Raw genomic sequence first — 13,852 nt, 5'->3', positions numbered from 1 at the left:
GTGCTGAGCAGTAATGAAAAATGAAGAACTCGAAAAAAATTATTTCAATAAAAAGATTAAACCGCAGTGCTCTGAAGAAGAAGCGGTAGAAATCTGGTACACAGCTCAGAAGTATGGATTAAGCTTTATAAAGAATGAGATCTTTTTTAGGAAAGATGGAAATAGAAATATAATCTGTGCTTCTCGTGATGGATTTTTGGGGTATGCAAATAATCACTCGCAATTTTCTGGAATGAATTCTGATGTGGTTTATGCTGATGATCAGTTTGTGCGAGAAAATAATCAGATAAAACACAGATATGGTAGTGAGAGAAGCAAAATTGTCGGAGCTTATACATTAATAAAGAGAAAAGACTTCGAACTGCCGATCTATTACTTTGCTTCTTTTGACCAATACGCTCCTGAAGCTAATAAGTTTTGGGAAGAGAATGGTCCGAGTATGATTCAAAAAGTTTCAGAAGCAATTGCAATAAAGAAGGCATTCAACATTTCTAAGGTCTATTTAGTAAATGAAATTTTTCAGCAGACAGAAACTACATATTTAAATACCTCAAATGTAAAAGTTGAAAATGCTGATAGACTTAAAACCTTGAGGGAAATTGTAGCTGATAATGGAGAGCTGAGACAGGTTGCTATTCAGGAGTTTAAATCACTGAATATTTTCGAAGCTGATTTAGATCTTTCTACAATTATCTATAGTTTAACTGACGATGAGTTTTCAGATGTTATAGATAAGCTAGATGATCTTAATGTAAATAAGGCAGCTTAATTTTATTGACTATGATTTATAGTAAACATTTTTTTACTGTCACGAAGAAATATGCTTTGAAGACGTAAATAAAAAAATAGGAGGAATAAAAGATGAGTAAATATAAAGGAAAAGGTCGTAGAAGGCACACAGATGGAGAAAATTACTATGGACACAAATACAGACAGGGAAAGGCTTCTTGTAAAGCATGTAAGTACTTCAAGTTTGGATACTATTGTGATTATTATGATGGATCAGCCTTTGACCCAACTAAGAAGAATAAAAGTTGCGACGGATTTGTAGTTGATTGGGAAACTCAATATGGGAAAAAACTAAAGCAAAAAAATACTGATTGTTCAGGCTGTAAGAACTTATCTATGAAAGGTAAATATGTACGGTGTGATGATACATCCAGAAAAGTTGCACACATTAATAAAGCTAAATTTGGACACGTTAAGATACCAAAATGGTGTCCTGAAAATAAGGGAGGAAATTAATAATAAAATGAACAACTTGAAAGAAAAAATTCAGCAATCAAATATGACTAAGACTCAGAAAGCAAATGCAGTATTAGATCACATAACTGAAGAAATAATAATTGATCAGAGTAATAATGTTTATGTAGCATTAAAGATTGGTGACTACAGAAAGATATTTAATTTAGAATCAACTGACTTCAAAAAAATATTGCAGGCAAAATATCACCAATTAACTGACGAGACAATAAATGCTAGTTCAATTTCACAAATAATACAGTTATATTCTGGTAATGCAGTATTGAACTCATCTAAGGTGAAGATGGATTTAAGAGTAGCTGAAAAAAATGACTCAATTTATTATGACCTTTGCAATTCTAAATGGGAGGTGATTAAAATTGCTCCTGATAATTGGAAGAAGATAAGCGGCGAAAATTCACCAGTATATTTTAGGAGATATTCTCATATGAAAGAACAGATTGAACCACTTTATGAATCTAAGGATAAAGGTGATCCCAAGAAAATACTGGATTATTTAAATATTGAAAATGAATCAGATGAAGCTATCTTGCTTTTAACATATATGGCCTCATTGTTTATTCCAAAAATTGTACATCCTATTCTAATTTTATTAGGACCACATGGATCAGCCAAAAGCACTATGTTTCGGTTAATTCAGAGAATAGTTGATCCGACTGAAACAGAAATCTTGAATATACCTACAAATACTGAAGAATATATTCAAAAAACAGCTCACTCTTGGGTATCCTTTTATGATAATGTTGCCAAAGTACCAAGGAATTTATCTGATGCTATGTGTAGAACTGTTACTGGTGGTAGTCAAAGCAAAAGAAAACTGTTCTCTAATGATGAAGATTTTATTCATAAATTCAAGCACTGTGTCGGTATAAATGGTATAAAGTTTAACAGCCTACAACCTGATTTATTAGATAGATCAATCATTTTAAATATGGATCGAATTACTGGACAAAGTCGAAAATCAGAAATAAGTCTCATGGATAATTTTAAGACTGATAGAAAAATAATATTAACTGGATTCTTAAATCTTATAGCAGAATCAATGAAAATAGTTGATGACATTGATTTGAATAAAGTTGCTCTTCCGAGATTAGCTGATTTTTATAAATGGGGAATAGCATTTGCCAAAGTATTGGGTTATGGTCAGCAGAAATTTGAAAGAGCATTTAATATAAACAGATCTGCTGCACCTGAAATTATTAATAATAAGACAGCACTCATAAAACTTATTGATGAATATTTAAATGATAATGATAAGTGGTCAGGAACAGCATCTGAATTTCGTTCTGAGCTTATTAAATTTGCAGATGATAATGACATGAATAGTGATATTATACCTGACTCTCCTGAATGGCTTAGTAGAGAAATTAATAAATACTCTAACGGAGATATATTTAATAAAATTGGTATTGAGTTCAATAAAAAGCGAAGTAATTCTAAAAGACTGATAAGGTTTAATAAGACGGTTTGATTTTGCTGTATTAATTAATAAATAATTGTGACGCTAATGACGCCAAAAATGGTCATTTATAAATATATATCAAGTATTTATAGGTGTTTTATATTACTTAATCATTAAAAATGGTGTCACTGGCGTCACGTATTAAGTTCTCTATCACTCACGAAGAAAGCCTTTGTCTCTGGATCATTAGAAATAGCAAAGATCACTTCTCGTGATTGCAAGTTTGAAATTTTAATAGACTACTAAAAAATATTAGGAGGAATTTATTTTGCTTAAAATTAACAAGAAAATTGCTGAGGATATTATAGAAGTGCTTAATGATGAAGTAAATGATAGGATATATAACTTTAAGCCTTTCGGATCTGACTTTCAGACTCCAGAAAGTATTGATTATGATTATAAACGGATGTTAAAGGCTACTAAAATTATTAATAATCATTTAGGATATATCTATGGTGTTCATACTGCTATTTATGAGTTGAGAAATTGTTTTAGCAATAATGAAAAGACAGAAAATCATCTTAGCTCAGTAATTAATAGATATAGTTTCGACGGGCATTTTTGGATAGATAAATTTATGACTGATAATATTAACAACTCTCGTATAATGAAAAATATTGATGTTGTTGAAGAAACTAACAGCAATAGTATAGTTTTAAATAGACTAATCAGATTAATGATTATTTCTAATGAATATTTAATTAGACCATTAAAATCAATGTTTATTTTAAAAAAGAATGTTGATGTATTGAATTTTCAAACAGGGTTAATTAACATCACAAGATTAATGTCGTTTGTAAGAGGTATCAACTTTTCAATTGGAATAATTATGAGAGAGATTGGTATCTGCTTTAAAGACCTTGATTGGCGTTTCCCTTATTATAAAGATGAATGTAATCAAATAATTGATAGTTTGAACAGTTTAGAATTAGAAATTAATAAGGAATTAGATTTAGCTGAAGAAACAACTAATTTTAAAAAATCATTAGTAGGTTAAAAAATCTAAAATTTTACGCCTGGAACTATTGTTTTAACTGAAAAAAAGAATAATCTTTCGACGCCCCACCCCCTCTTTAAGAGGTAAGGTGGGGATTTTTTTATGCCTAAATTTAAAGGAGGTGATGTTCATGTATAAGAAAGAATGCCCTAATTGTAATGGCAGCTCGTACAGTTCATGCAGTAAAGGAAAATGGTTCTGTCCCTATTGTGAAGAGGATTTAACTGAGGTTGAAGAAGTTATGACAGAAGACAATGATTAAAAATATTTTATGCTACTAATATCGATCAGCTCTGTTTAGATTACAGGGCTAATTAAACTATTTGGGAGGTAATATAATGTCAAAATTTAAAACTAGAGAACTTTTAGAGAAATTGGATAAGAAAATTGAGAGTGTGCAGTCCTCAGAAGAATTTCAATCTATACTTGAAACCTTCAGTAAGTTTCACAGTTATTCATATCATAATTCACTTTTAATTCTAACACAAAAACCAGATGCCAGTTTTGTAGCTGGATATAAACAGTGGCAGCAGAAGTTTAATCGCTATGTTAAAAAGGGTGAAAATGGTATTGCTATTCTCGCCCCCTTTTCTTATAAAAAGAGAATAGAAAAAGCCAGTAATGATAATGAAAAAGAAACTGATTCAGATGATGATAATTATGTTAAGAAAACTTATTTTAAACCAGTCTATGTATTTGATGTATCTCAGACTGAAGGAGAAGAGCTACCAGAAATTGATACAAGCCTAGATAACAAACATCAATACTTACTCGACCCTATTCTGAGTTTGGTTAAGGAAAAGGGAGTAACGCTTAGATTTGAGAGTTTAGAGAATGGATTAGATGGATATTCGAAAGGAGGTGAGATAGTTATTAATAAGGCTCTTAATTCTACCGAGAAAGCAGCAGTTATTATCCATGAACTTGCACATGAAATTCTTCATTCACGAGAAGAAAGAGCTGTGTTGACTAAAGAGGTTAAGGAGCTGGAGGCTGAAGCCGTATCATTTGTAGTTATGGACCATTACAATTTAGAGATCAAATCAGATCAATATCTTGCTCTCTATAAAGAAAGTTATGATTTAAAGGATAGTTTAAAACGGATTAGTAAGCTGGCAACTTCAATAATTAGTTATTGTGATCAGAATTTAATGTCTAAAAAATCTTAAGGAGGAATAAAAATGAGTGCTCAAAACAAAGTAGTTGATATTAATAAGAATCGTGAAGAATTAATTACCTTTACTAAAGAAGAAGTGGAAACAATCAGGAATACTGTTGCAGACAAGGCTAATCCTGATGAACTACGGATGTTCCTGCATATTGCTAAGAGTTATGGCTTAGATCCATTCAATAAGGAGATATTCTTCTGGAAAATAGATGGAAGGCCAACAATTATGACTTCTCGTGATGGATATTTAAAGATTGCAGATAGAAATCCTAATTATGATGGTCTTGTATCAGATGTAGTTAGGGAGAATGATAAGTTCAGACGGAAAGAAACTGGAATTAATCATCAATATGGTACCAAGAGGGGACAGATTGTAGGTGCTTATGCTTTAGTTTATAGAAAGGACCGCAAGTATCCTATTTATGTTTTTGCTCCATATGAGGAATATAAGGCTGATAAGAGAGTCTGGAATTCCTATCCTTCTGCCATGATATTAAAGGTTGCCGAATCTATGGCCTTAAAAAGAGCCTTTACTGTTAGTGGTTTAGTTTCTCGGGAAGAAATGAATACGCAGCAGATGGAAGATAATAATTATGATGATGTTCCATTTAGCCAGGTGCAGAATAAGAATGATCAGTCAGTAGATATTGAGGAGGTGAAAGCAGATGATAATAGTGAGTTATCTAAAAGAGAAGAAATAATCAAAGAAATAGTCGGTAACAATAATAAGCTTAAGAATGATCTATTCAATTATCTTAAACATGCTAAAAAAGAGAATGGACTTAAGCAGCATGAAAAGATATCTATTGATAAACTTACCGAGAAGCAGTTTGAGCAGTTAAAGAGTATTTTAAGCAGTTTCAAAAAGCTTGCATAGACAGGATGATTCATCTGATTTCTGTTAAAGGTTAAATTGGACAAAAATAAAATTGGAAGGATGATAAAAATGAGTAAATTTAAGGTGGATGTTAATTGGATTGAAAGACATGGAGGTAATCTAATAATTGAAACTGAAAACGAGAAGGAAGCAATTGAATTATTAAAATCAGATCAGAATAGATTACTGGAAATTATGATAGATAAGTATGCTAATGAAACTTTTGATTATGTTGGAGAAATTATTGTAAATCGCTGTAGTGATGAAATGGATGATTCTAGTATAGATGTTGTTATTAAAGATGATGAAATTAATAAAGAATAAGTAAGGTTGGGTCATTGATTATTATCTGGTCAAAAAAATGAAAGGAGAGTTATGAAAACATTAAGCAGTTTAATAATCGGATTTTTTTTATTTGTCGGTAGCTTTTTATGGTTTGGCAGTCAGCCTGTTGTTGAAAGTTATATCAATCAATATGAGTGGGATAATACTTATTATGTTGAAAGAGGTGACACACTTTGGGATTTAGCAGAAAATATTAGCTCTGCTGAGGAAGATTACAGAATTGTAATAGCCGCTATTAAAAAAGTTAATAAAATTGATAGTTATTTAAAGGTCAATCAAAAAATAATATTACCTAAAAATTAGCCATCATGCAGGAATAACTGTGTGGTGGCTTTTTCTATTTGAAAGGAGGTGAATTAATGCCTGTTAATGGTGTTCCCAGTGATGATTGGAGAGTTAGACAAGCTATGGGTTATTATGCCGAAAGAATGGATGCAGATCAAGCTCGAAGATGTCATCAAAAATTACAGAAAAAGAAATTAAAATCTAAAGAGACTTCTATTCGTGAGTGTGAAGATCTTGACTTTAAAATGCCGTTTTAAAAAATTAAAAGGAGATGATATTAATGGTAAATATTCAGAAGTTTAGTTTAAGAGTCGTTAAGGAGTCAGGTGGAAGATATGACATAGACAAGAGTGTTGGTAACCCTATACAGGCAAGAGATCTATTCATTGAGGTATTAGAACTTGACCAGAGAGCTGAAGAAGTCTTTGCTATGGCCACTCTTGATATCAAAAGCAAGGTAACTGGTGTATTTGAGGTTTCTATTGGTAATCTAACCTCTAGCCTTGTCTCACCACGAGAAGTATTTAAGCGGGCTATTTTACAGAATGCAGCAGCTATTGTTCTAGCCCACAATCATCCGAGTACAGTACCTGAACCAAGTAGTGTTGATGTTACTGTAACTAAGAAACTCATCAAATCAGGTAAAATACTCGGCATAGATATTGTGGATCACATAATTATTGGTAGCAAAGATAATTATATCAGTATGAAGGAAAGAAATCTAATTTAATTATTATGGAATACTGGCTTAGGTTTGAAATCTGAGTCAGTATTCTTAATTCATTATTCTAAAATAATTTGCATAATTTCTTATTAGTGAAATAAATTTGTCGAATTGTAGATAAAGGAAAACCCATTTATTTCAAGAAGTATATATTTAAGTGTTGTTTGATTGAATATTGAAACTGGAGGTAAACATGTTAAAACCTAATGAAAATATTCAGAAAATATTAATTTCTACTACCAGCCGATTTAAAGGAGAATATGAAACAGAAAACTTATTAATTACTCATTCTTGGATTTTTAATGATAGTGTGCATCTTGATCTTAATTCTAGTGAAAATCCTTATTGTAGGAACTATTTCACAATAGTTGTTAAAACTCCTGAGTTAAAAAGAAATAGAAATTTTTTTGTTTATCCTAATTATAAATATATTGGGGATATAATCTGCATAATATTATCTATTTTTTATGGAAAAAGATTTGATAATCATGGAATGATAGAAACTCACGGTAACTTTAGTATACCAAATTTAAATCAAATTAACCCTATTCGTTATACTAAAATAGGGATTAACAATCACAAACCAAGAAAAGATATAGATATTGAACTGAAATTAGATAAATTAAAAAAAATTAATAGACTATTAGTTGGTGATGTTGAAAATGAGAAGGTTTTAAATACTTTATTGACTGCAGGTAATTTTTATTTAAAAGCTATCCAAGATTTTGAAGAAGATCCGAATATAGCTTATTTAAATTTGATTAATTCAGGAGAAGTATTATCTAATTTCTATAATTATAGTGAAAACGCATTGTTTGATGAGAATTTAAAAGAAATTTTAAGACAAATTGAAGAAGGCCTAGATGAAGGAAGTAAGATTAGCAAACAAATAAAAAGTAGATTATATCAAGTACGAAGTAAATATTCTTTAACTTTAACCAATTTATTAAATGAAGGGTTTTTTAATTATGAAGGTAGTAATCATGTCTTTGCTTTAAAACAAAAAAACATCCAAAAAAACATTAAAGCTTCCTATGATATTAGAAGTCTATATTTACATGAGGGAATTTCCTTTGGTCAACATATCCAGCATCATGATAACCATTTGAATGAATTAATTATAGGCGAGCCTTTGGTTGAACAAAAAAGATTAAGAAAACTTTTGAAAAGAACTCCTACATTTATTGGATTAGAAAGAATAATAAGATATTGCCTTTTAAGGTTTATTCATTTAGAATTAACAGTTGTTGATGAAAAGCTTAATGAACAACCAAACAGTAGATAAAAATATATTCAAAATAAGTAATTTTAATTTTTAAGATCTCATTGACGGACTCTTCCCATCAATCACGAGAAAAAATTGTTTTGATTTTAAAACATTATTATATAAGAAAATTTATTATTTTATTTTTTTAATGATATGATAATCATTCTATAAACCCAAATTCTTGTTAATTATAATAGAGCTAAAACTTTAGCTTAGAACAGGTCATATTAGTTTGATTTTAGTGAATTTATATTCATAAATATTGGAGTTATACGCAATAATACTTTATTTTTTAAGGAGGAATAATAATGCCTGATTTACCGAGATGGAAAGTCAATTTATCAGTCTATGGACCGATTTACATTAAAAATAAATTTGTATTAAGACATAGGAAGGATATATCTCATGAAGAACCTTTATATAGTGATATAGAAATTTATAATAGAAATAATGGGGTAGACGTAGTTGTAACTGCTTTTGCTAAAAATAAACATTCGGCTCAGAAAGCAGCTTTATTCTTTTTTGGTCATGCGGTTGATGTTTTAAGTTTTAAAATAAACTTACCAATTAAATTAGAATATAGTAAAAATAAGTCATTAACCAATCACAATTTGAGAAGAGAAATAACTAAAGTTGAATGGAATAAAGCATTTAAAGATTCAAGATTATTATTTTTTAAGCAGCCAGTTTTTTTAAGAGCTATAGGTTGGTACAGAAAAGCACTTTACACAGAAGAAGTAACTGATAAATTTTTATCTTTTTATAATTCTTTAGAAATTATTTCTAATAAATATCATCCTGAATATGAGAGAAAGGAAAAGGGATCTAAAAGCCACATGTGGGAAACTTTTAAAAAGATATGGGGAGATTGTTCTCAGTGGCCGATAATTGCTGATGATAAAGATTGGATTGATGAAAATTATGAAATTAGGAAGAATATAGCACATGGAGTTAAAGAAATTAATGTTGAGTTTATAAATGAAGTTGATAATAGATTGGAAGAAATACGGAAAGTGTCATATAGACTCATTAATGATTGGTGGGAAGAAAAATTAGATTTAGAAATCAGCCCGGATATAAGAGATAAAGTTGAAAGGGGGTAACAGGTATTACTGCGTATAACATGTGATTGGCGTCATGCCTTCTGTCATAAAGCTTGCAATTTAACCAATCACTGATACAGAAAAGCAAGCTTTACGCCAGTTCCTGCGGAATCAGGCACAAGTGCAAATCCCTGTAACGTTATATAAAAGATGAAACATACAATAAAAACTTTAATAAATATTTTTAATCCAAAAGGAGAGGAAATGTATTATGAAAAAAGAACATATAACTTTACAAGATGTACGAAATAAAAAACTAGATAATAAAGCCATTAAGATTGAAAAAAATTTATTTAAAAAATCTGATAAAAAAATAAATCCAAAGAAAGAAAATCCATTTTGGACTGCAAAAGGAGATATTCCTATATTAATATCAGCACCACATGCTGTTAGACATTGTAGATATGGGAGGGTAAAACAATCAGATTATTTGACAGGTTCAATTGTTTATCTATTAAATGAATTAACTGGTTGTCATGGAATATCCTTAACAAAAAATTATGGTGGCGACCCTAATATAGATAGCACATGTATCTATAAAAGAAAGATAAAAGATATTTGTAGTAATAATGATATTAAAGTTTTTTTAGATATACATGGTGCTGCTGGTAGTAAAACATGGGATATAGATTTTGGTACCAATTCAAATATAAATTTATTGGGTAATATAAAAATTTTGAATATTTTAGAAAGTTCGTTTAAAGACTTTAATATTAATAAAATCTCGCATGATTATTTTGCTGCTTCTTTAAAAACTAATGTATCTTATTTTGTTGCAAATGAATTAGGAATACCTGCTATACAAGTTGAAATTAATAGAAAATATAGATCTCCTAAGATTAATCCTGAAAATTTCAATTTTTTATTAAGTTCAATTTCTAAAGGAATTATAGAGTTTATCAAATAAAAAATAATAAACCTAATTAATGGAATCCTTATAAGAATACTATTAATTATAAGTTACTAAACTTAAAAAAGTCTCACTCTTCATATAACATGGGATTGAAGATTCCGCTGCGTTTCATGTAAATTTATTCGGCAAGGACAGCCGCCCTAAGCCTCACGAACTTCTTAAATCCCAGAGACTTTATACGCAATAGATCTAAAATAATTGAAGGTGTTTTTATGTCTACTTTACAGATTTGCCCAGATATGAATAGCCCTCACAATGGGCGAGAAGATTTACTTGATCGTTCTTTAATTCGTCAACAAGACTTTATGATTTTTGCTAGACCATGGATTAATAAAACTCTTGAAGCTTATAGAAGTTGTGATTCTTTTAGTGGTTTGATTTATCTTTGGATAGTATTTAATAGTTGGGCTTCTCAAGTAGTTAAAAAAAGAGAGTATGCAGAAAAAAATTGGTATTTAGTTAAAGCTTTTGGAAGAGATGAAGAATTGAGTTCTAGATTTGAGTTGTTTTTAGAAAGAGATGAAGAATTATTAAGACTTTCAAGACAATTTCGTGAGTTATGGCCTGTTTTTAAAGTTAGAGCGTTACAAGATTTACATATTACTCCATGGAATCAACAAGATAAGATTAAAGTTGTCTAAGTTTGATGGGCTTTGTAAAGTTGCGGAACACTATAATAAATTTTAAGAATAAATGACTATGAATAAACTGGACTATCAAATTACTGTAAAAGCTAATATCAGTCATTTTGATTTAATCTTTTAATATAATTTGGAGGATGTCATGGATATAACAAACCGAATAAATCGTTTAGAAAAATATGAAAAAAAATATGATATTGAACTCAACAGTTTATTTGCTAAGCTCATTAAAGACAAAATGAAAGATAGTTACATATTAATTTTAAATGGTGAAATTCATTCTTTAGAAAAAGATACATTAGATGGTAGAATAAAAATTAATTTTAAAGTATATGATCAAGAAAATAATTTAATGGGTAAATTCAAAAGAATTTATGCTATGGAAAATTTTTTTAAAATCAAAGTTTTCCATGTGCTTATGACATTGAAATCAAAACCATCTATTATAAGAATTTATCCTGAAAAGATTTATCCAACTCAAAAGTTTTATGCACCTAAAAATAAATTTAAATTTAATAATAATATTATTAAAACTAAAGTTGTAGGGATAACATTTAATAATAGAGAGAATAAAATAAGGAACTTAAACTATAACGATTCCATTTTTCTTAAAAGAGATTATGAAAATGAATATGACAATAACGCAATTAAAGTAGTTTCAAAAATTGGAGATATATTAGGTTATTTACCAAAAGAATTAGCATTTAAACTAGCTCCAAAATTTGATAAAAAACAAAGCTTTGAAGCTAAAATTTATGAATTGCCTAAAGATGATAACAATATTACTTTTAAAATAGAAATATATAACAAGAAAGGTTGATTATAATGGCTAAAGATATTACTAATAAACTTGAGCGATTAGAAGTTTTTGAAGAAAAATTTAATATTGATTTAGATGGTTTGTATTGTGAAAGTGATGAAAATAATAACATATTTATCACAGGTGAAGTTCATCTTAAAGAAGGTAATGAACTTGATCAAGACATCCAAATTTTAGCTGTTTGTTATGATGATAAAAATAGAGTTATCAAAAAGTCTGAATTTATTATTTATGACAATAAATTTTTTGGGTTTGAAGTTCTACAAATATCGATATATGAACTTTCTCAGTTACCAAATAAAATTAGAATATATCCAAATTATCTATAATAAAGGAGCTTAAATATGATATTAGAAGAAGTTCGTTCTTCTCTATTAAAGGAAGCAAAAATGTCACCAAATTTACTCTCAGATTTAGCTGGTTTAGAACACTATATTGCAGAAAGTTATCACAATCGTTCTTTTGCAGAATTATTACAAAATGCTGATGATGCTGATTCAACAAAATTTATAATTGATATAGCAGAGAATTATATTTTAATAGCTAATGATGGCAGATATTTTAATAAAAAGGATTTTGAAAGTTTATGCAGAAGCACAAGATCATTTAAAAAACGAGGAGAAAAAATAGGCTATAGAGGTATTGGTTTTAAATCTGTAGTAGGCTTTTCGGGAAAATTACATTTACTTAGTGGGGATATTAAAACTACATTTTCAAAAAAACTTACTAAAAACGAAATGTCAGCAGATATTAATGTTCCTCTTATACGAATTCCTCATCCTATGAATAATCTAGATGCTAATGTAATGAAATTGGTTAATAAAATTTTAAATAAAGGATATAAAACTATATTTATTTTTGAAAATATTAACAAGCAACAAATAGAAACAGAAATTGATAATTTTAATAGTAGTTCATTATTATTTTTAAATAATATCAATAAAATAGAATTGAATACAGAAAAAAATATAGAAATCATAGAAGCTAAAAGAAAAATCATATCACCTCAAATTAGTAAATCAATTATTAGTAAAGGGGATAAAATTAAAAGATGGTTAACTATAGGGAGTGAAACCCAGGAATCTATTTCATTTTCATTAAATGTTAATGGGGGTATTAATAGATTAAAAGATGAGGAATCTCTTGTATATGCTTTCTTACCTACTGAAGAGAAAACTGGTTTAGGAATTAAAATTAATGGTGATGTTAGTACTGATCCTTCTAGAAGAAAAGTGATATTAGATAATAATACTCAGGATGTAATTAGATCCGTTTCCAAAATCATCTCAAAGTTATTCATTGAATGCTTAAAAAATGAATTTGAAATTGCTAATGAAAAAGAAATTATTAACGCTTTGCTACCATACATTGATCCTAGAAGTATTGCTTATAAAAAGAAGACTTTTAGTACAGAACTGTTAAAAAACATTAAAAAAATAATTAATAATGAATTGGAAGATCTAATATTAAAACCCTCATGGATTAATAGTTTAGATTTTGAAAAAATAGCTAAAGAATTAAACTTATGGATGGTTGATAGAGACATAGCTGGATTAAACAACTTGAAAAATCTATTAAGTTATTTTGGGGCTAAAGAAATAAATAATAACTCAATAATAAATAATATCAATAAATTTAATCTTTCAATTAGAGGTTATGCTGAATTTATTTCATTGCTGATTAATAAATATGTTGTTCGAGAAATCTTAATAAGAGATTTATCTTTAGATATGAAAATATGGATTGGTAAAGATGATAATGTATATAGTTTAAACGAAATTAATAAAGATAATATAATGGTTAATAATGAATTTATAGAATTAATTTTAGAAAAAGTCTCATATGCAGAATATAAAAGTTTTATAAGCTCTATAATGGAATATAACAATTTGAACTTGAATTCGGCAAGTAAAAATACCGAATCCCGTTATGATAGTCTTTAAACAGTAAATCTAGTTCAAATTTTTTTGAATAAAAAAATAGAATC

At 28.7% G+C, this 13,852-nt stretch carries 18 protein-coding genes; all 18 read left to right on the top strand.

Annotated features, from left to right (window positions below; translation table 11 throughout):
* The first annotated feature begins 13 nt into the window (after positions 1-13).
* The 18 genes from DFR80_RS05155 to DFR80_RS05075 all read left to right on the top strand — a co-directional run bounded on the left by DFR80_RS05155 (position 14) and on the right by DFR80_RS05075 (position 13,808).
* Positions 14-769 carry a recombinase RecT gene (locus tag DFR80_RS05155; RefSeq protein ID WP_114489386.1) on the top strand — a complete coding sequence of 252 codons (756 nt, stop codon included), beginning with the start codon at positions 14-16 and terminating at the stop codon, positions 767-769.
* A 92-nt stretch (positions 770-861) separates the two neighbouring features.
* A complete protein-coding gene (locus DFR80_RS05150; RefSeq protein ID WP_114489385.1) occupies positions 862-1,245 on the top strand; it encodes a hypothetical protein in 384 nt (127 codons plus the stop codon).
* Between the two features lie 7 nt (positions 1,246-1,252).
* Positions 1,253-2,734 carry a hypothetical protein gene (locus tag DFR80_RS05145; protein WP_114489384.1) on the top strand — a complete coding sequence of 494 codons (1,482 nt, stop codon included), beginning with the start codon at positions 1,253-1,255 and terminating at the stop codon, positions 2,732-2,734.
* Positions 2,735-2,993: 259 nt separating this feature from the next.
* Positions 2,994-3,722, top strand: coding sequence for a hypothetical protein (locus DFR80_RS05140; protein ID WP_114489383.1), 729 nt, complete (start codon positions 2,994-2,996; stop codon positions 3,720-3,722).
* 130 nt (positions 3,723-3,852) lie between these two features.
* A complete protein-coding gene (locus tag DFR80_RS15445) occupies positions 3,853-3,984 on the top strand; it encodes a hypothetical protein (protein ID WP_255417013.1) in 132 nt (43 codons plus the stop codon).
* 76 nt (positions 3,985-4,060) lie between these two features.
* Positions 4,061-4,891, top strand: a complete 831-nt coding sequence (locus DFR80_RS05135; protein ID WP_114489382.1) for an ArdC-like ssDNA-binding domain-containing protein — start codon at positions 4,061-4,063, stop codon at positions 4,889-4,891.
* 12 nt (positions 4,892-4,903) lie between these two features.
* Positions 4,904-5,767: a phage recombination protein Bet gene (bet, locus tag DFR80_RS05130; protein WP_114489381.1), complete on the top strand. Its 864-nt coding sequence runs from the start codon at positions 4,904-4,906 to the stop codon at positions 5,765-5,767.
* Between the two features lie 69 nt (positions 5,768-5,836).
* On the top strand, positions 5,837-6,091 hold the full coding sequence (locus DFR80_RS05125) for a hypothetical protein (RefSeq protein ID WP_114489380.1): 255 nt from the start codon (positions 5,837-5,839) through the stop codon (positions 6,089-6,091).
* A 51-nt stretch (positions 6,092-6,142) separates the two neighbouring features.
* Positions 6,143-6,415: a LysM peptidoglycan-binding domain-containing protein gene (locus DFR80_RS05120; RefSeq protein ID WP_114489379.1), complete on the top strand. Its 273-nt coding sequence runs from the start codon at positions 6,143-6,145 to the stop codon at positions 6,413-6,415.
* A gap of 56 nt (positions 6,416-6,471) precedes the next feature.
* The gene (locus DFR80_RS05115; RefSeq protein ID WP_114489378.1) at positions 6,472-6,654 is read left to right on the top strand and encodes a hypothetical protein; all 183 of its coding nucleotides are present in this window, start codon (positions 6,472-6,474) and stop codon (positions 6,652-6,654) included.
* Positions 6,655-6,677: 23 nt separating this feature from the next.
* Positions 6,678-7,127, top strand: coding sequence for a RadC family protein (locus DFR80_RS05110; protein WP_114489377.1), 450 nt, complete (start codon positions 6,678-6,680; stop codon positions 7,125-7,127).
* Between the two features lie 187 nt (positions 7,128-7,314).
* Positions 7,315-8,406, top strand: a complete 1,092-nt coding sequence (locus DFR80_RS05105) for a hypothetical protein (protein WP_114489376.1) — start codon at positions 7,315-7,317, stop codon at positions 8,404-8,406.
* 290 nt (positions 8,407-8,696) lie between these two features.
* Entirely contained in the window at positions 8,697-9,491 is a 795-nt protein-coding gene (gene mauJ / locus DFR80_RS05100; protein WP_114489375.1) for a methylamine utilization protein MauJ, read from the top strand.
* 211 nt (positions 9,492-9,702) lie between these two features.
* Entirely contained in the window at positions 9,703-10,398 is a 696-nt protein-coding gene (locus DFR80_RS05095; protein WP_114489374.1) for a hypothetical protein, read from the top strand.
* Between the two features lie 218 nt (positions 10,399-10,616).
* The gene (locus DFR80_RS05090) at positions 10,617-11,045 is read left to right on the top strand and encodes a hypothetical protein (protein ID WP_114489373.1); all 429 of its coding nucleotides are present in this window, start codon (positions 10,617-10,619) and stop codon (positions 11,043-11,045) included.
* 142 nt (positions 11,046-11,187) lie between these two features.
* On the top strand, positions 11,188-11,865 hold the full coding sequence (locus DFR80_RS05085; RefSeq protein ID WP_114489372.1) for an HIRAN domain-containing protein: 678 nt from the start codon (positions 11,188-11,190) through the stop codon (positions 11,863-11,865).
* A 5-nt stretch (positions 11,866-11,870) separates the two neighbouring features.
* Complete coding sequence (locus DFR80_RS05080) at positions 11,871-12,194, top strand: hypothetical protein (RefSeq protein ID WP_114489371.1); 324 nt, start codon at positions 11,871-11,873, stop codon at positions 12,192-12,194.
* Between the two features lie 15 nt (positions 12,195-12,209).
* A complete protein-coding gene (locus DFR80_RS05075; protein WP_114489370.1) occupies positions 12,210-13,808 on the top strand; it encodes a sacsin N-terminal ATP-binding-like domain-containing protein in 1,599 nt (532 codons plus the stop codon).
* Positions 13,809-13,852: the final 44 nt, after the last annotated feature.

Source organism: Halanaerobium sp. ST460_2HS_T2 (assembly GCF_003337665.1).
Taxonomy (GTDB): domain Bacteria; phylum Bacillota; class Halanaerobiia; order Halanaerobiales; family Halanaerobiaceae; genus Halanaerobium; species Halanaerobium kushneri.
This window is presented reverse-complemented; position numbering and strand designations above follow the sequence as displayed.